Below are 16,972 nucleotides of genomic sequence, written 5' to 3'. Positions count from 1 at the left end.
CAACATTCGCCTGAATGGCACAACTCGCACGTAAGCCGATCGGCTTACCTGCCGGTTGGCGACGCAAGATGGCGACTGCCGCTCAAATCTGCGCACGCATGACGGCTGGGTGAGAGTGGAGCGTCGCACCAACTACGCACAAGGACGCGGTCGCAACGCGAATTCCCAGGAGAAACAAATGATATCGGTGAGCGGCCCCGCGAACATCACTCTGCATCTGTGGCTAGATACGGATGTTGTCGTCGGCCGGAGTTTTCTGTGCGCCGACACGCGAACACGCCCGGGACTGTGGCGCTTCTCCCAAAGCCGCTGAACCGAGGACGTCGGCGCTCGCCCTAGGGTCCTCCTCGGCCGCGCCATCATGCTCCAGATCCGTTGAGGAATACAACTTAAGGGGAAGTGTGTGACAAGACAGCGCTCTCTGCTGACGCCTGGTCCATTGTCGTTGTCGGCAGCGGTTAGGAGCCAGATGCAGCTTGACCTTGCATCGCGCGATTGCGAATTCAAGGAGGTGACCGCCCACATGAGGCGGCTGATGCTCAATCTGCTGGGAAATGCCAAGGACTACTCGGTGGTCCCTATTCAGGGAGGCGGCTCCTTTGCAATGGAAGCCGCTCTGTCTTCATTTGTGTCCCAGGCCGACAAGCCGCTCGTTTGCATCAACGGCATCTATGGCGAGCGCATTCTTACAATTCTGCGGCTGTGGGGCATCGAGGCACTGAAGCTTGTCAAGCGAGCCAACGAGCCCTTGGACCCTCAGGGAGTTGCCGAGCATCTGAGCCGAAATCCTGACGTTACCCATCTATGCTTCGTGCATTGCGAGACCACGACTGGAATCGTCAATCCGCTGGATCCGATCGTAGAGGAGGCGAGACGACGTGGTGTCAAGACTATCGTCGACGGGATGAGTTCTTTTGGCGCCATTGATATCGACTTGAGCCGGCGTGGAGCGGACGTCCTGGTCACGTCGAGCAACAAGTGCGTGGAAGGGCCGCCGGGCGTCGCTTTCGTCATCGCGTCGCGCGAGCTGCTCGAGAATGCGGTTCAAGAACCAAGGTCATTTGTACTCGACGTGAGAGATCAATGGCTCTCGTTCGAGCGTACAGGCGAGTGGCGGTCGACGCCGCCCACCCACATCGTTCAGGCAGCTACAAAGGCGTTGGAGATTCTGAACGGCGAAGGCATTCATGCCAGGCGCCGCAGGTATGAGAAAGTCAGGGACGATCTCATCAAGGAGCTCGAAGGAGTGGTGTCTCCACTGCTGCCCGCGGACTTGCATTCGCCAGTCTGTGTCGCGTTCAGTGCGCCATCCGGAATCGCGGATCAGACAGGGTTCGATGGGCTATATCGTCACTTGGCGGCCCACAACCTTTACATCTACTCGAAGCTGCACCTTGCGACACGGAGTTTTCGGGTCGGTTGCATTGGGGAAATCCGATCCAGTTGGATCGAGCAGTTGGGGTGCGCTTTTCGTTCATATTTCCGGTCCGGTCAGGCTTCGTCAGTGGGGCCGATGTCAACCCAGAAGACTTGCGGGCCTCGCGTAGAGATGTCACCTGCAGTCGCAAATAACTCGCAGCTCCCATTTTCCGTCGAAACGGCTGTTCTGCACGCGGGCTACCGACGCGACCCGGTGACGAAAGCCGTTGCAGTGCCGATTTACCAGAATACGGCTTATGAACTCGACGGCGATCTAAACCACATTGCTGACGTCTACAACGTTAAGGCTGATGGGTTCACCTATACGAGGATCATCAATCCGACGACCCGTGCGCTGGAAAGGAGGTACGCGGCCGTCGATAGGGGAAGTGACTCGCTCGCTGTTGCATCAGGTCAAGCGGCGACGTTCCTTGCCATCGTCAACTTATCGAGTGGCGAAGTGGGGGACAATGTCGTCGCCTCTCCGTATCTATATGGCAATACCTGGAACCTGCTTCACAACACATTAAAGCGTCTTGGGATCAGCGTTAGGACGGCAGATCCTCGAAGGCCCGAGACGTTCGAGCGTGCTATCGATGATCGCACGATATGTCTGTTCGGAGAGGTGATTTCAAATCCTTGTCTGATTCCCCTTCCGGTCAAACAGCTGGCGGAGATCGGCCGTAAGTACGGCGTTCCCTTGGTCGTGGACAATACGACGACGCCACTGTTGTGCCGGCCGTCAGATCTCGGCGCTGCGATTACGACGTACTCCGCAACGAAATATATATGCGGCCATGGCACGACGCTCGGCGGGCTGATCGTTGACAACGGTGAATTTAGCTACCGGGGGACCTCTCGCTTTCCCTTGTTCAACAGTCCTGACGATGCGCATGGTGGGATTATCTGGCGCAACGCGCTGCGCGACCTCGACGATCTTGGAAAAAGTGAGTTTCTCCTAAAGGCTCGCATGACCTGGTTGCGCGATACCGGCGCGGCCATCGCTCCTTTTGCAAGCTTTCAACTGATCCAAGGACTTGAAACGCTGCCTCTGCGCATGAAGCAGCACTGCGCAAACGCCAGGATCGTGGCCGACGTTCTTAATGAGCATCCAAAAGTGCGCCGTGTCTTCTACCCCGGCCTCTTTGAAGGAGCCGATCGGGAAACCGTCGATCAGACACTCAACGCCGCATACGGACATGGGGCGATGGTCATGTTCGAGGTGGAGGACGAACAAGCCGGGCGGAAGTTCATCCAGAGCGTTGACTTGATGTATCACGTTTCGAATGTAGGGGATGCCCGCACACTCGTGACGCATCCTGTTTCTACGACCCACACCACCGTCCCACGGGAAAAGCGCGAAGCCGCGGGCATATTTGGCGGCTCGATCCGACTTTGTGTCGGCATCGAAGATGTCGACGACATCGTCCGCGATCTGGACAAGGCGCTTTCCGCAATCTGACAACTTGCAAGGCTATCAGGAGGAGGTTCTCATGAATCAGGCAGAAGCTTGGAAACTGAGGTCGTCACGTTATGAGGCCGTTCAATTCAGCCGCGAGATCAATAAGCAACTCTCCGAGCTGAGGCCCGACAATATCACGGGAGCCGCCTATATTGCCAAAGATTACGCTGTGATTGCAGCTTGTACGCTCGCGACGGTCTACGTCTCATGCTGGCTCTACCCGATCGCCGTTCTTCTGATCGGGGCCTATCAGCGTGGATTGACCACGATTGCTCATGATGCGGCTCACCGCACGCTCGCGAAGAACACGACCTGGAACTACATCCTCGGCATTCTGTTCGCTGCCTATCCCCTGTTCCAGCGTCACTGGGCCTACCGGATCTCACACGTCTATTTGCATCATCCGTATCTCGGCGACCCGGACAAGGATCCGGACCTGAAGTTCTTCCTGGCCAACGGCGTTTACGACGTCCTGCCTCCTGAGCGGTACGCCTTCAACATTATCTGGAAGCCGATATTTGGCGGCGCGACGGTGGCGTACCTGAAGTATCTCTGGACCAATCGCTTTTCGATAGCGGATGCCGAGGATCAGAGCCGGTCAGGCATACTTGTCGACAAGTATGGCTTCTATTGTTTCTGGTTCGGCATACTGGCCGGATCATATGCTCTTGGGCTGCTCCACATCGTCATCCTGTTTTGGATCGTGCCCTATCTCACAACGTTTCAGGTTCTTGGTTGGTTTGTCGAGCTCGCCGAGCACTCACCTATGTGCGAGACCGAGACGAAGAACGTCTATCTAACCAGGAATCGGAAGGGCAATTTGCTCGAGCGGGCCATCCTTGGACAAAATCTGGATGAGTACCATCTTGAGCATCACCTGTCGCCAGGTATCCCATTCTGGCTGTTGTGCAAAGCTCAGAAAATCCGGATGCAGGATCCGAATTACGCAGAAGTTGCCGCAAGCTGGGGAGGGCTCTTCGTCAAGGGACCTCAAGGTCAACCGAGCGTTATCGCTCAGTTGAAGGAGCGAAATCGACGCTTGTATGAGCAGTCTTTGGCCGATGCCCATACGAGAGGGCAAGTGGCGTGACATTGCAACGGACAGACAAGGCGCGAGCCGTGGTCGGCGTCACGTCGAACCGTCTTTTGGTCGACGGTGTGCATCGCGACGGGTTGCGGCGCAAGTACGTAGAGGCCCTCCTTCATCACGCGGGGGTTGCGTGCGTCATATTGCCGACGATCGACGCTGAAGATCCGAGGGCTGAGGCTGGCCTGGCGATCATGCGCGGGCTGGACGGCCTGGTGTTGACAGGAGATGAATCGAATATCGATCCTGCCGTCTTGGGAGCGCCTGCGTCCTGCACAGGGGCAGACCAGCAAGACGTTGTGGGTGGGATCCGTGACCGCCCACGGGACAGGCTCTCTGCGGTGGTCATTGGTAGGGCCATCGCGCTCGGAATGCCGATCTTGGGCATCTGCCGTGGGCTTCAGGAGCTCAACGTGTATTTCGGCGGCACACTTCGCCGATCGCTTGCGGAGTGGAGCCTGGGAAGTGGCCAGATGCATGCCGAGAAACCGGATCGTCCGAGAGATCGCCAGTACGATGCCGCGCACAGCGTGAGGATATGTCCCGATGGCGCGCTCTTTCCGATCGCCGGCACAATCGAAACGCAAGTGAACTCCCTGCACAATCAGGGCATAGACGCGCTTGCCGCCGCACTGAGGCGGGAGGCGTGGTCGCCTGACGGCCTGGTCGAAGCAGCTTCGGTCATTGGCGCGCCGACGCTGCAAATCGGTGTGCAATGGCACCCCGAATGGCACGTCTCAACCGATCCTTTCAGCAAGCAGCTGTTCACGGCATTCGGAGAGGCGTGTGTTGCATACTGCCAATCAAAGACAAACTAGAGGCGGATTTTGACATTTCAATCCAAACGCGGCCCGCCCAGGTCGAAAGCAGAGTCCCTCGGAACTGATGCACGAGCACGGTTTTGGGAGCGCCCGGCACCGCGCCAAAGGCACAGCAAGAGCGGGCGATCGACAAATCGCTTCGCTCTGGGAGTTCTCTTTGTGGCGCTTTATGTCGTCGTGAGTGCGGCCGGTGAGGTCTATGCGGCATCGTATTTTCAGCAAGCGGATGTATTCTTCGCTCTCCTGCTGTCCTTTGCTGCGGTGTGTCTGACATTCAATCTCCTGGCTGGTCACGAGGGAAATGACGCAACAGTAACGAAGTCATCGCTCCTGATCTTTGTGTCGCTCAATCTCGTGACCGCGATAAGCTGGATCGGGCTGTTTATCGGACTGAAATACGCCGAACCTGCGATCGTTGTCGCATTCATGGTGGCGTTAGGACCGGCCGCAACAGTGTGGTTGAACGCCCTGATCAGACGGCAGGGCGTCCCTCCAGGATCAGATATTGTCGTGAGCGTTCTGATCGCAGCGACGGGAAGTTACATGGTGTGGATCTCGGCAAGCGGCAACGCGGGCGTGGAGTGGGGGGCTCGATCATCCTTTGGTCTTTTCTTGGCAATCGTGGCCGGCCTATCGCTGGCCCTTACAAATATACTCATCAAGTTGCTGTTCGACCGTGGATTTTCCGGCCGACAGGTGCTTGCGCATCGCTTTTACGGAGTGATCCTGTTGCTGCTCGGGCTGGTCGACCATTTCTCTATCGTGCCTGAGATCTCTCGGCATTGGTTTGCGATCGCAGCGATCGGGCTATCGACAATCATCGTCCCACTGCTCCTGATACAGGAGGGCATTCGCCGCATAGAGCCCGTCACGGTCAATATGGTCCTGTCCATGGCTCCGATCATCACGTTCCTGTTCCAGTTCTTCGATTCTCGCATCGTGCCTTCGTCACATACGTTCGTTGGAAATGTTCTCATTACGGCACTCGCCGTGAGCAATATCTACCTGCAGTATCGGAGATCCGCATGAACGGACGGAATTGTGTAATCGTGGATGCATACTCCACCGGCCGATATTTGCCGGACGAGTTTAAGCGCTATGGAATTGGAACGGTGCACGTGATGTCTGCCGCGCAGATTCCACCCATCTTTCAATCGCATTTCAATGCAGATCTGTATGACGAAATCATTCGCCCGCGCGAGCGCATGACTGATGAAGAGGTCGCTGAATTTCATCTTCAGGCTCTCCGTGGCAGGAAGCTGGAGTTCGTCATAGCAGGGTGCGAGACCGGCGTTGAGCTCGCCGACTCCTTGTCGGAGCAGCTGGGGTTAGCTTCAAATGGGACCGCTCTGTCAGCCGCTCGGCGTGACAAAGCGCGTTTGTCTGACGCGCTGGCCTCTGCAGGCGTGCGATCAATTAGCCAAGTCGTGTCGGATAATGCTGGAGAGGTCGCAAACTGGAAGCATCAAGCGGGATTCGACGAAATCGTAGTCAAGCCCCTGAACAGTACGGGTACCGAGGATGTGTTCTTTTGCTCGACTGACGCCGACATTCAGAGAGCTGTAGGCATCATTGTCGGGAAGACGAATCGTGTCGGAGCGTTGAACCGGTTTGCGCTTGGACAGGAAAAAATAAGCGGCCAGCAATACACTGTAAATGCCGTCTCGATTGACGGTGAAGCCTTCGTTACGGAGGTCTGGACCTATGACACCGTTCCTATTGAGGGTGCGTCATCGGTCTGCTCGCTTGAGCGCTTGTTGGGGGGCAGGGAGCCAATTGTTCACGAGTTATCCGACTACTTGGTGCGTGCGTTGCAGGCGCTTCAGATCGTCGACGGTCCGGCTCATGCCGAGATCATCGTCGATCAGCGGGGGCCGGTTCTGGTGGACTTCGGAGCGAGGCTTCAAGGTAGCATGTCGGCTAAAGCACGAACAATGGCGTTGGGTCACAACCATATGACGCTCACGGCGTGGCGCTACGCAGATCCAAAAGGCTTTGCTGAGTATATGAGGAGACGCGGAGCTTACAAGCGGCAGGCTCATGCACTATGCGTCTCGCTGATTTCCGACACGGGCGGTGTTGTTGCCGGTTATCCGGGACTCGAGGCAATCCGTAAGCTTCCGAGCTTCGCGGATGCCATTGCATTCGTTCCGATAGGTCAAAAGCTGGTTCCGACGATCGACTTGGCGTCGACACCGGGGATCGTTTATCTCGTGCATGACGACTTGACCCAGCTTGAGGATGACTATCGCAAATTGCGCGCGATGCGGATGGATCAAGTGTTCGATTTGGTGACGCAGGATCGCAACTAATGACAACTGATTCCCGGCCGACCGGCGTAAATCCAGCCCGCGCGGCGATGATCGGCGTGAGCGACTTTGATGGCGTCCTGCGAGGCAAGCACGTATTAAGTGAAGATGTCTCGAATGCGGACAGAGTTGTCCAGTTCTCTGAAGCGGTGCTCGCCTGGGATTGTTCGGACCGAGTGCCGCCAGCCAGTTTCACGCAAAAGCCTCTGTCGGCGTTCGGAGACGCCGATCTGCGCATTCTGTCAGGCACCGGACGTGCTGTGTCTTATGGCGGGGATCTGTGCCTCTACCTCGCCGAATTTACGGGAGCGCACGAAAGCCTCTGCCCGCGTGGTGTTCTGCGTAAGGTCCTGCGAAGGGCTGCTGAACATGGCTTCAGCTGCACTGCAGGGTTCGAATTTGAATTTATGCTGTTCAAGGAGAGCGCCGACACAATCGAAGAGAAGCCCTTTGCGACATGGGTTCCCTTAACCCGCGGTCCATTCGGTTACTCGATTGCGCGCTCGGTCGCGCACCAGGAGCTGTTTGGTGAGATCGCGGTACTTTGTGAGAAGGCCAGGATACCTCTTAGCGGCCTGCACTTTGAAACGGGACCTGGCGTCATCGAAGCGTCACTTCTTCATTGTGATGCGCTGGAGGCAGCAGATCGCGCAATCATATTCAAGTCGATGATAAAGGCGTGGGCGCAGACGCGAGGCATGATGGCCACATTCATGGCCAAGGTTTCCGAGAAATGGCCCGGCCAGTCGGGACATATTCACATTTCGATGTCCTCGGATGGTCGGAATGTGTTTTACGACAGCGACACTGTTCGCAACATCTCAACAATGATGCGTCAATTTGTTGGCGGACAACTGAAGTATATGAATGACTTCTGTGTGCTCGCTGCGCCGAATTTCAATAGCTATAAGAGATTGGTTCCTGGCTGTTGGGCTCCAACCTCTCCAAGCTGGGGAGTTGACAACCGCTCCTGTGCCGTGCGGGTTATTCCGGGCGAGCCATCTGCGCATCGCCTCGAGTACAGGCTAGCCGGCGCAGATGTGAACCCATATCTTGGCCTGTCATGTGCCGTTGGCTCGGGCATTCTGGGATTTGAAGAGAATGCCGGCTTAACGGCTCCGATCGTCGGCGATGCAAGCGAGGAAAGCGGCCTTCCCTTCGGTGGGCTGCCTCAAAGTTTGTCAGAGGCGACGTACCGGTTTGCACAATCTCCAAAGGCCAACGATGTGTTTGGAGAGAGGTTTGTCGAAGCCTTCTCTTGCTCCCGCCGCTGGGAATGGGAAGCTGTTCGGCATCACGTCACCGACTTTGAACGTCAGCGCTACTTTGAGATTATCTAGCGTGAGTTATCGATCACTGGACCAAGTCGGACGACGGTGCATGGCACCGATCATCCTGTCGTAATCAATTGAACGAACAGATGGCGGGTGCTACCGCGGGTTCGATGCGAGACTCATTATCGGCACAGCCCGTATGCGGGTCACTGGGGCGGTTATCGTCCGGGGTTTTCGGGAGTGCTGATATCCTGTCGGGAAATGTGTACCGCTCTCCCGAGAACAGCTCTGCTCGCCAGACTTTTCTCGATTCTTCGATTTCGAGAGCTAGCTAGCCAGCGTCGATCAGCGGCTGTTTGGCGACCTTGACGCGGGTTACACTGCGGCGGCCGTCGACGCTGACGGGCACATCACCATCGATGGTGGCACGACGCACGACGCGATGCTCGTCGCCGTAGTCGTTGACCGCATAATGCTGTGTCGCACGGTTGTCCCATATCGCTATATCGCCCTCCATCCAGTTCCACCGCACGGTGTTTTCGGGCGCGGTGATGTGAGACTGGAACAGGTCGAACAGCTTGTGGCCGTCGTATTTGGGGACGCCAACAAAGCGCTGCACCAACGCGCCGAGCACGAGCGTCCGCTCGTCTGTCTCGGGGTGGATGCGCACGACGGGATGCTCAGTTTCGAAAATTGTTCTGGTGAAAACCGCTTCAAAGTGTTTCTTGTCCACCTCACGGACGCGGGCCATTCCGGCGTAATCGAAAACGTTGCTGTGCACGGCCCAAAGCTCGTCGGCAAGCCGTTGTAGCGGTGGCGGCAGATCCAGATAGGCTGCCGCCGTATTCGACCACAGCGTATCGCCACCGAACGGTGGGATTACAACGGCTCGCAGAACCAGAATCTTTGGGTAGGCGTCGGCGAAGGTCCCATCCGCATGCCATATGTCGGCGCGACCGCCGCCGCGACTGGAGTCAAGCTCGAGGAGCGACGCCGTTCCTTTGCTGGCACCGAGCATTGGATGGGGCACGAGCTTTCCGAAGCGAGCTGCAAAGCGCTCCTGCTCGGCGTCATCAAGATGGCCCTGGTTACGGAAGAAGATCACCTTGTGCTCGAGTAACAAGCTGATGATCGCAGCGATGGTCTGGGTCGGCAAATCGCCCGTGAGCCTGAGATCTCTGATTTCTGCACCGATGCGCGCTGCGCGTTTCACAACGTTGCTGCGCGGAATAGCATCATCGATCAACGCCGTTGCACTCATCGTGGCTTATTTTCCAAATCTCGTGATTGCTTGCTCGTCCCAGCCGGTGAATAGTCCTCAGCAAGCATCGTGCCAGGCGAAGGGGTCGCGTCTTGCAACGCCCATCTACGACATGAGCAGTCAAGGATCGGAAAGTTCGGTGCGAGCCGTCACGGGACTGATCTCAGGATTCCATGGATGCTCAAAGCAGTCGGCGCCGACGTCCTCCTTCAACATCATCGAGGTAGGGACTGCAATGACGGGCAAGCGGGAGATCTTCAGTGCCGCTCTTCGCGATCACCCAATTCCTTCGAAAGAAGGTCGTGGTTCTGCAAAATTGGCACCAGCTGATGGTGGTCATGAACGATGTAATCTGGCTGCGCCGCCCGCAAGCGCGCTTCGGAAACAAATCCGCCCGTCATCGACACGCTGATAAGTCCGAGATTGCGTGCAATCTCGGTCTCGACTTCCATGTCGCCGACGATGACGGTTCTTGCGGGGGATAGATCATTGACCTGCATATATTGACGCAACCTGTCCTCCTTGCTCATGCTTCTAAACTGGCTTTTGCGGCTCTCAAATGCCAAAATCGTAGTGACGTAAGTCTCGATACCGAGTCTTCGTGTTTGTACGCGAATTGGTTCAACAATATGATTGCTAAGAATGACGATTGGAATGGATTGTCGACGTGCGGCAAGCAAGAGATGTTTTGCGCCCTTGCGCAAAGCAGTCCTACTCGCCAGGGGTTCGTATGTGTCGTGAAAGATGGCGTTGTCCTTGCCAAGCACGGCGTCGACTTCGTCTTCTGATACGTCGAGTTTGTGGAATATTGCGGAGATTGGAAGCTCGAACTCTTCGCGAAACCTATGCATATCGATAGCGGCGCGACTGAAGCGGCTCAGAACTGCATTGATCGCTTCCAACACCGCGCTAGCGTCATCGAGCAGCGTACCATTCCAGTCGAAGACAATCGCGGATTTCATCGGTGAACCCTAGGTAAGCGATGCGCGATAAAATGCGTCGACCACGCGATTTCTGATCTGCTGTCGGAGGCGTTATGCTGGACAGGTAAGCATTGCTGCTTTGTGCCTCTATTATTCGATTGATGTTTATCGAAGCAATGAGCATGCCAACCGCCGCTTGCATACAATAAGGCCGGCCAAGCGTTGGGAAGCATCTTGGTGTGCCTTTGAGCGATGTACTGGACCTGACACGACATTGTGCCGCTGTCAGAATGTGGACAGGAGTCGATGCAGGCGCCGGATTGGGGCACCAATGAATTGCGCCAATATATTGATGATGGGCATCGCTCGCATCCAGTCGGCACCTGCAGAATGGATACCGATCGGCTGGCCGTCGTCGTTCCGAACTGAGGGTTCACGGCGTCGACGGACTGCGGGTCGTGACGCTTCGGTCATGCCGGAATTGCCGGGCGGCAATACCAATGTGCCGACCATCATGATCGCCGAAAAAGCTTCGGACATGATCCGGGGCCGCAAACTCACGCCGGCAACGGACGTGTAGGTCGATTGTGGTGAAACGCGTCCCAGCATGCGGACGAAGAGAAGACACGGAAATGCGCGAGATCGTGCGTTATGGCCGGCCGAATGATCCGGATCACCTCCGGACCTGTTGCGAACAGAAACATCTTCCCTTGGTGGCCCAACTGCCCGGACTGGCCGGCGAATCGCCGATCGGTGCATTTGTGGAGGTCGCCAACGTTGCGGACGTCGGTCAGATAGATTCTGAGCGTGGCGACGTCAGCCAGCCCCGCATTTCGAGTCGCGAGCATGCGGCCAATCTTGGCGAGAGGATAATCGCACTGCTTGTCGAATTCGCCCCGGAAGCGGACTTGAGGTGCATACTGTGTGGTGCTTCCTCGTCTTCAGCGCCGACACCCCACACAAATATCGTCCGACTCCGCCCCGCGACCGTGACAATGTCGCTGAAGTGTCCCTGATGAGAGGTAATTGCGTTGGACCCACGCTTTGAGAATTGCACGACGCGTAAGGGCGGAGCTAACACGAGCAAAGAGCCAAGTGTCGCGGGACTGCAAGGAATTGAATGTCTGCCTTTACTGCCGCTTCCGTAGATTGATGCGCTGCGCTGGCGACCCCCGCCGCGTTGGGGTCTGGATCAGGGAAAGGTAGGGCCGTCAGCGAAACAAGCCTAACCTCCAGATAGAGTCTATCTGATATTTGGATGCCGTTAGTCCGCGGTGGCCGAACCTGATCCGACTGCCACAAATCGCATCAGTTGATCGGACGTGCGATCCTGGTTGTAGGCAAGACAAATATGGCTTTTTGCTTTCGCCGAGCTCAGCGTGCGCTGCACGACATCGCGTACGACGATTTGACCGTAGCATTTCGGCAGCACGGCAACCCCAAAACCTGCAGCCACGAGGCCCAGAATGGCGCCGCCGTCTACTGCTTCCTGGACTACGTTGGGCGTGAATCCTGCGCTGCTACAAAAGTGTACGACGTGACCATTCAGGCCGCGGCGGCTGGCATTCGCAAAGAATAAACGTAGCGGCTCCAGCGCCCGTACGGCAATGGCCCCGCGCTTACACAGCAAGGGATGATCGTTCGGCGCAAAGAGCTCCAGCGGGTCGGGCCAGATCCGACGAATGATCATGTTGTTGGGGGCGGAAATACCGGAGACGGTCGCAGGACTCCGAGATCGAGCCGACGGTCAGCATCTCAGCCTGTTGGCTGGTGGAGGCGTGAAGCAGCTCGAGACCTATCTCCGGATAGGCTTGCGAAAAGCGGCAGATCTTGGAGAACGACGCATGGATCGGGGCCGACCCCGTGTAGCCGATGCGCAGCAGGCCCGCTTCTCCGCGCGCAGCCCACTGCGCCGTTCCCATCGCGTGATCGAGCTGCGCAAGCGCCTGGCGCGGCTGTTCAAGCAGGATCTGTCCGGGTTGGGTCAATTCGCCCCCCGGCGTTGACGCAGAAACAGCGGCGCGCCCACCTCATGCTCGAGGGGACCTTGATCTGGAGGCTGAGGGGAGGCTGGCTGAGGTTGAGACGGCGTGCAGCCTTGGTGAAATTCAGCTTCTTGGCGACTGCGATGAAATAGCGAAGCTGTCGGATATCCATCCTGATATTTAGAAATCATATGGCAGGTGCCGTCAAATCGGTATTGGACGAAATGACAGCGCGGCCGCCATCCTAAGCCTGGCACAGAAATTGACAGGCAGTCGCGGCCGCGGCTTCACCGGGGGAGGATGGATGGCAGACCTGCCAAACGAAGTGGAGATCCAGGAGGAGGGGCCACGCGAAGGCTTTCAGATCGAACCGGGACCGATTGCCTCCGCGGACAAGATTCGGCTCATCGAGGCTTTGGCGCAAACCGGGCTTCGCCACATCCAGGTTTGTTCCTTCGTCAATCCTCGGCTCGTGCCCGGATGGGCAGATGCGGATGACGTTGTCGCTGCCTTTCGGCCGGCGGCCGGTGTCCACTATGTCGGGCTCTGGTTCAACGATAAGGGACTCGACCGTGCCCTCGCGCATTCGGACAAGCTGACGCTTTGCGGTTCCATTGCGCTGTCGGCGTCCGATGCGTTCACCCGCAAGAACCTGCATCGCAGCCACGCGGAAAACCTGGAAGCGATGCGCAAGCAGACGCGCCTCCATCTGTCGAAAAACGTTTTGGTTCGGCGGATCGGGGTCATGGCGGCGTTCGGCTGCAATTTCCAGGGCGATATCGCGCCGGCGCAGGTCATCTCCACCCTTCGGGACGGCTTCGACATTGCGGACGAATGCGGTGTGGCAATCGACAACATTTCCCTGTCGGACACGATGGGCTGGGCGACGCCATTGCGCGTCGAAAGGCTGCTCGGTGAGGTGCGAAGCAAGTGGCCGCATCAGCGGATCACGTTGCATCTGCACGACACCCGCGGGCTCGCGATCGCCAACGCAATGGCGGGGCTGCGCATGGGAGTGACGAAATTCGACTCGACTGTCGGCGGACTGGGCGGTTGTCCATTCGCGGCACATAAGGGCGCTGCCGGCAACGTCTGCACGGAAGAGCTCGTGCTGCTGTGCGAGGAGATGGGGATCAGTACGGGCGTCGACCTCGATGCGCTGATCGAAGTCGGTCGGATGGCGGAAGAGGTCGTCGGCCACCAGCTGCCGAGCGAGCTTCTCCACGCCGGAGGCCTCAATTCATTTCGGAGGAAGGCGTCAGGTGTCCGCTAAACCACTGACGGGACTGAAGGTCCTCGAGTTCAGCCACACGATCATGGGGCCCTGCGCCGGCTTGATACTGGCCGATCTCGGGGCAGACGTGATCAAGGTCGAGCCCGCGCCCGACGGCGACCACACGCGCCATTTGCCCGGCTTCGGAGCAGGTTTCTTCGCCGGCTTCAATCGCAACAAGCGCAGTATCGCGATTAACCTGAAGCATCCCGAGGGACGCGCGACTATCCATCGGCTGGTGAAGGACGTCGATATCGTCCTCGAGAACTACGCGCCAGGCACGATGGAGCGGCTGGGGTGCGGCTATGCTGATCTGGAAGCGATAAATCCACGTTTGATCTATCTGGCGCTCAAAGGCTTCCTCGCAGGTCCCTACGAGCACAGGCCCGCGCTCGATGAAGTCGTGCAGTTTCAGGCGGGTCTTGCCTATATGACAGGCCCCGCGGGGCGGCCATTGCGCGCGGGCGCTTCTGTCAACGATATCACAGGCGCAATCTTCGGCGTCACGGCCGCACTCGCAGCGCTTCGCGAGCGCGACGCGACCGGGCGAGGCCAGCGGATCAGCAGCGCATTATTCGAGAGCGCGGCGTTCTTCATGGTCACACACATGGCGGGCGCGGTCGCGAGTGGATACCCGCCAAGGCCCATGCCGGAGCGCCGGCATGCCTGGGCGATCTACGACGTCTTCAACACGAGCGACGATCAGGTATTCATTGGCGTCACCAGCGACAAGCAATGGATCCGGTTCACCGAGGAATTTGGGCTCGCCGCCCTCGGCGGCAATCCGGATCTCGCCACCAATGTCATGCGGGCGAGCCATCGAAGCTGGCTCATCCCTGCCGTGCAGGAAGCGCTTGTCCCGTTTTCGAAGGCGGTGATTGCCGAACGTTGCGAACGCGCGGCCGTCTCATGGGCGGCGGTTGGCAAGCCGACGGACCTGTTCAACGATCCGCATCTCGCCAGTCATGGTGGCTTGATTGACGTAGCGATCCGCACCGCCGAAGGCGCAATCGAGATGACGCGGCTTCCCGCCATGCCCGTCGAATTCGGCGCGAAACGCGAGCGGCCGGGGCTGACCCGCCAACCGCCGCGTCTGGGCGAGCATACAGACGAGATTTTGGACGGCGCTGGCTTCGACCGGCGCGAGGTCGAGAGGCTGGCACGCGAACGGGTCATCGCCGCCACGCCGTAGGTCGTGCGTGCCGAACAAGAAAATCAAATCGAAGCAGAGGGGAAATCAAGCCATGCATGGGCCGGCGACACGAACGACCGTCGCACTCCCGGATGGCAGCGGAGCGGGAGCGGTGGACACCGATAACGCATCGGCTGCGGCCATGATCAATGCGCGCCTTGACCGTCTTCCGATGAGCTGGCCGATCTGGAAGCTCGTTTTGATGGTCGCCCTTGGCGCCTGGTTCGAGATCTACGACGTCTTCTTCACCGCCTACATCGGACCGGGGCTCGTCAGAAGCGGAACTTTCACGACCTCGACCGTGAATTTCTTCAGCTTCGCCGGACTGGGGGCTTTTGTGGCTGCCATGTTTGCCGGCCTGTTCGTCGGAACGCTCGTGTTCGGCCAATTGGCCGATCGCTTCGGGCGGCGGGTCGTCTTCACTGGCGCGCTGCTCTGGTATACGGCCGCAGCCGCCTTGTTGGCCTGTCAACACAGCGCGGAGTGGATCATCTTCTTTCGGTTTCTAGCCGGCATTGGTGCAGGCGCGGAGATCGTGACGATCGACTCCTATACCACCGAGCTCGTGCCGGCGAATTCGCGCGGAAAGTCGTTTGCCTTCCTCCAGGCGATACAGTTCTCCGCGGTCCCGACGGTTGCGCTGGTCGCTTGGTATTTCGTGCCGACGGCTCCCCTTGGCTTTGACGGATGGCGCTGGGTGATCTGGATCGGGTGCCTGGGCGCGACGGCCGTCTGGTTCATCCGGCTCGGCCTGCCGGAAAGTCCGCGATGGCTGGCGCAGAGGGGCCGCATCGGCGAGGCGGATGCGATCATTTCCCGGCTTGAGTACGAGATCGTGGCGCAGACCGGCGCGCCTTTAGCCGAGCCGCAGCCTTACCCTCCCGTGGCCCAAGAGCAGAACGCGAGTTTTGCCGAGCTGTTGCAATCCCGATATCGGGGGCGAACCATCATGATGCTGGTGTTCAACTTCTTTCAGTCGATCGGTTACTACGGGTTTGCAAGTTGGGTTCCGACGCTCCTCATTGCCAAGGGCATTAACGTCACGCAGAGTCTACTCTACTCCTTCGTCATCGCGATTGCCAACCCCATCGGTCCGATGCTGTCGATGTCCTTCGCCGAGCGAATCGAACGAAAGTGGATCGTAGTGGGATCTGCCTCAGCGATCGCGGTCATTGGAATCATCTTCTCCAGGCAAGAGGACGCCGCTCTCATCGTGGCCCTGGGCGCTGCCCTGGCCTTGGCCAGCAACTGTCTCACATTTTCCTATCGCGCCTATCAAGCGGAGCTCTTCCCCACGCGTATGCGCAGCCGCGCCATTGGTGCCGTCTATTCGGTTAGCCGCGTCGGTGCGATGTTTTCGGGTTTCCTGATCGCGTTCTGCCTCCGCGATTACGGTGTGACCGGCGTATTCACCCTGATCGCGGGGGCCATGGCGATCGTCGTTGTGACGATCGGCGTGTTCGGACCGCGCACCAACGGACTGAAGCTCGAGGCGGTTTCCGCCTAGCTGGAGCAACATGATCGGACTGATGCGAAGATGACGAATGCACCGAACAGGCTGCGGATGCTTCTGGGCGACTAACCCGGAACCGGCGCCGTGAAGAGCGGAGCGCTTGCCTCGGATCGAATGACGCTCGATTCGTCCGCTACGCTTCGGTCATCGATGGGTTCAAACCGACGGTCAGGGAGCCGCGCTCGACGTCTCCGAGCTCGCGATCGGCAGCTATCTCATCCCTCCGGAATTGCGACGAGCCGCTGGTGCTCCTGCCGGCAACAATGACCGGTAGGTTTCCCCTGCGCGCGCGCGTTGTACAATGCCGAGCGCGGCCGGCTCGGGCCGGGGGATCTGGCCGGCAAGCGCATGGCGGTGCGGTCGCTGATGACGACGACCGGCATTTAGGTGCGCGGCAAGCTGGCCGACGATTACGGTGTCGAGCTTGATCGCGTCGAGTGGGGCACGTTCGAG

The 16,972-nt window shown here is 58.3% G+C and carries 14 protein-coding genes and 1 pseudogene; 10 read left to right on the top strand and 5 right to left on the bottom strand.

Annotated elements, in window-relative coordinates; genetic code table 11:
• Positions 1-469: 469 nt before the first annotated feature.
• The 6 genes from ACE10Z_RS33940 to ACE10Z_RS33915 all read left to right on the top strand — a co-directional run bounded on the left by ACE10Z_RS33940 (position 470) and on the right by ACE10Z_RS33915 (position 8,438).
• The gene (locus ACE10Z_RS33940; RefSeq protein ID WP_375784684.1) at positions 470-2,881 is read left to right on the top strand and encodes a 2-aminoethylphosphonate--pyruvate transaminase; all 2,412 of its coding nucleotides are present in this window, start codon (positions 470-472) and stop codon (positions 2,879-2,881) included.
• A gap of 31 nt (positions 2,882-2,912) precedes the next feature.
• The gene (gene rtxC, locus ACE10Z_RS33935) at positions 2,913-3,971 is read left to right on the top strand and encodes a dhydrorhizobitoxine desaturase (RefSeq protein ID WP_375784683.1); all 1,059 of its coding nucleotides are present in this window, start codon (positions 2,913-2,915) and stop codon (positions 3,969-3,971) included.
• A gap of 29 nt (positions 3,972-4,000) precedes the next feature.
• Entirely contained in the window at positions 4,001-4,786 is a 786-nt protein-coding gene (locus tag ACE10Z_RS33930; RefSeq protein WP_375784682.1) for a gamma-glutamyl-gamma-aminobutyrate hydrolase family protein, read from the top strand.
• 162 nt (positions 4,787-4,948) lie between these two features.
• Positions 4,949-5,818: an EamA family transporter gene (locus ACE10Z_RS33925; protein WP_375784681.1), complete on the top strand. Its 870-nt coding sequence runs from the start codon at positions 4,949-4,951 to the stop codon at positions 5,816-5,818.
• Complete coding sequence (locus ACE10Z_RS33920) at positions 5,815-7,101, top strand: ATP-grasp domain-containing protein (protein ID WP_375784680.1); 1,287 nt, start codon at positions 5,815-5,817, stop codon at positions 7,099-7,101. Before ACE10Z_RS33925 ends, ACE10Z_RS33920 begins: the two co-directional genes overlap by 4 nt.
• Entirely contained in the window at positions 7,101-8,438 is a 1,338-nt protein-coding gene (locus ACE10Z_RS33915) for a glutamine synthetase family protein (protein ID WP_375784679.1), read from the top strand. The genes ACE10Z_RS33920 and ACE10Z_RS33915 overlap by 1 nt, the downstream gene beginning before the upstream one ends.
• A 265-nt stretch (positions 8,439-8,703) precedes the next feature.
• Here the strand turns inward: ACE10Z_RS33915 and ACE10Z_RS33910 are convergent, their stop codons facing one another.
• Both ACE10Z_RS33910 and ACE10Z_RS33905 read right to left on the bottom strand, forming a co-directional pair.
• The gene (locus tag ACE10Z_RS33910; RefSeq protein WP_375784678.1) at positions 8,704-9,633 is read right to left on the bottom strand and encodes a TauD/TfdA dioxygenase family protein; all 930 of its coding nucleotides are present in this window, start codon (positions 9,631-9,633) and stop codon (positions 8,704-8,706) included.
• Positions 9,634-9,890: 257 nt separating this feature from the next.
• On the bottom strand, positions 9,891-10,595 hold the full coding sequence (locus ACE10Z_RS33905; RefSeq protein WP_375784677.1) for an HAD family hydrolase: 705 nt from the start codon (positions 10,593-10,595) through the stop codon (positions 9,891-9,893).
• Positions 10,596-10,925: 330 nt separating this feature from the next.
• Between ACE10Z_RS33905 and ACE10Z_RS33900 the strand changes: the two are divergent.
• A pseudogene (locus ACE10Z_RS33900) lies at positions 10,926-11,136 on the top strand (GMC oxidoreductase); the annotation flags it as partial.
• 684 nt (positions 11,137-11,820) lie between these two features.
• Here the strand turns inward: ACE10Z_RS33900 and ACE10Z_RS33895 are convergent.
• Genes ACE10Z_RS33895 through ACE10Z_RS33885 form a run of 3 tightly spaced genes read right to left on the bottom strand, consistent with a single transcriptional unit; the run spans position 11,821 to position 12,713 of the window.
• Positions 11,821-12,246, bottom strand: coding sequence for a LysR family substrate-binding domain-containing protein (locus ACE10Z_RS33895; RefSeq protein WP_375784676.1), 426 nt, complete (start codon positions 12,244-12,246; stop codon positions 11,821-11,823).
• Positions 12,176-12,544, bottom strand: a complete 369-nt coding sequence (locus ACE10Z_RS33890) for a hypothetical protein (RefSeq protein WP_375784675.1) — start codon at positions 12,542-12,544, stop codon at positions 12,176-12,178. The genes ACE10Z_RS33895 and ACE10Z_RS33890 overlap by 71 nt, the downstream gene beginning before the upstream one ends.
• Positions 12,516-12,713 (bottom strand): LysR family transcriptional regulator, encoded by a 198-nt coding sequence (locus tag ACE10Z_RS33885; protein WP_375784674.1) that lies wholly within the window; start codon positions 12,711-12,713, stop codon positions 12,516-12,518. Before ACE10Z_RS33885 ends, ACE10Z_RS33890 begins: the two co-directional genes overlap by 29 nt.
• Before the next feature lie 132 nt (positions 12,714-12,845).
• Here ACE10Z_RS33885 and ACE10Z_RS33880 point away from each other — a divergent pair, with 132 nt between their 5' ends.
• The 3 genes from ACE10Z_RS33880 to ACE10Z_RS33870 all read left to right on the top strand — a co-directional run bounded on the left by ACE10Z_RS33880 (position 12,846) and on the right by ACE10Z_RS33870 (position 16,513).
• Positions 12,846-13,814, top strand: a complete 969-nt coding sequence (locus tag ACE10Z_RS33880) for a hydroxymethylglutaryl-CoA lyase (RefSeq protein WP_375784673.1) — start codon at positions 12,846-12,848, stop codon at positions 13,812-13,814.
• The gene (locus tag ACE10Z_RS33875; RefSeq protein ID WP_375784672.1) at positions 13,804-15,006 is read left to right on the top strand and encodes a CaiB/BaiF CoA transferase family protein; all 1,203 of its coding nucleotides are present in this window, start codon (positions 13,804-13,806) and stop codon (positions 15,004-15,006) included. The genes ACE10Z_RS33880 and ACE10Z_RS33875 overlap by 11 nt, the downstream gene beginning before the upstream one ends.
• A gap of 112 nt (positions 15,007-15,118) precedes the next feature.
• Complete coding sequence (locus tag ACE10Z_RS33870) at positions 15,119-16,513, top strand: MFS transporter (protein WP_375784671.1); 1,395 nt, start codon at positions 15,119-15,121, stop codon at positions 16,511-16,513.
• Positions 16,514-16,972 lie beyond the last annotated feature (459 nt).

The sequence above is a fragment of the Bradyrhizobium sp. Pha-3 genome (assembly GCF_042258615.1).
Classification (GTDB): Bacteria; Pseudomonadota; Alphaproteobacteria; order Rhizobiales; family Xanthobacteraceae; genus Bradyrhizobium.
Note: the sequence above shows the minus strand (reverse complement) of the source record. Positions and strands in the feature narration are given on the sequence as shown.

Excerpts from the sequence above, each read along its gene's own strand:
- ACE10Z_RS33905 (WP_375784677.1), bottom strand. The coding sequence starts at position 10,595 with ATGAAATCCGCGATTGTCTTCGACTGGAATGGTACGCTGCTCGATGAC.
- ACE10Z_RS33910 (WP_375784678.1), bottom strand. The coding sequence starts at position 9,633 with ATGAGTGCAACGGCGTTGATCGATGATGCTATTCCGCGCAGCAACGTT.
- ACE10Z_RS33920 (WP_375784680.1), top strand. The coding sequence starts at position 5,815 with ATGAACGGACGGAATTGTGTAATCGTGGATGCATACTCCACCGGCCGA.
- ACE10Z_RS33880 (WP_375784673.1), top strand. The coding sequence starts at position 12,846 with ATGGCAGACCTGCCAAACGAAGTGGAGATCCAGGAGGAGGGGCCACGC.
- ACE10Z_RS33915 (WP_375784679.1), top strand. The coding sequence starts at position 7,101 with ATGACAACTGATTCCCGGCCGACCGGCGTAAATCCAGCCCGCGCGGCG.
- ACE10Z_RS33885 (WP_375784674.1), bottom strand. The coding sequence starts at position 12,713 with ATGGATATCCGACAGCTTCGCTATTTCATCGCAGTCGCCAAGAAGCTG.
- rtxC (WP_375784683.1), top strand. The coding sequence starts at position 2,913 with ATGAATCAGGCAGAAGCTTGGAAACTGAGGTCGTCACGTTATGAGGCC.
- ACE10Z_RS33895 (WP_375784676.1), bottom strand. The coding sequence starts at position 12,246 with ATGATCATTCGTCGGATCTGGCCCGACCCGCTGGAGCTCTTTGCGCCG.
- ACE10Z_RS33940 (WP_375784684.1), top strand. The coding sequence starts at position 470 with ATGCAGCTTGACCTTGCATCGCGCGATTGCGAATTCAAGGAGGTGACC.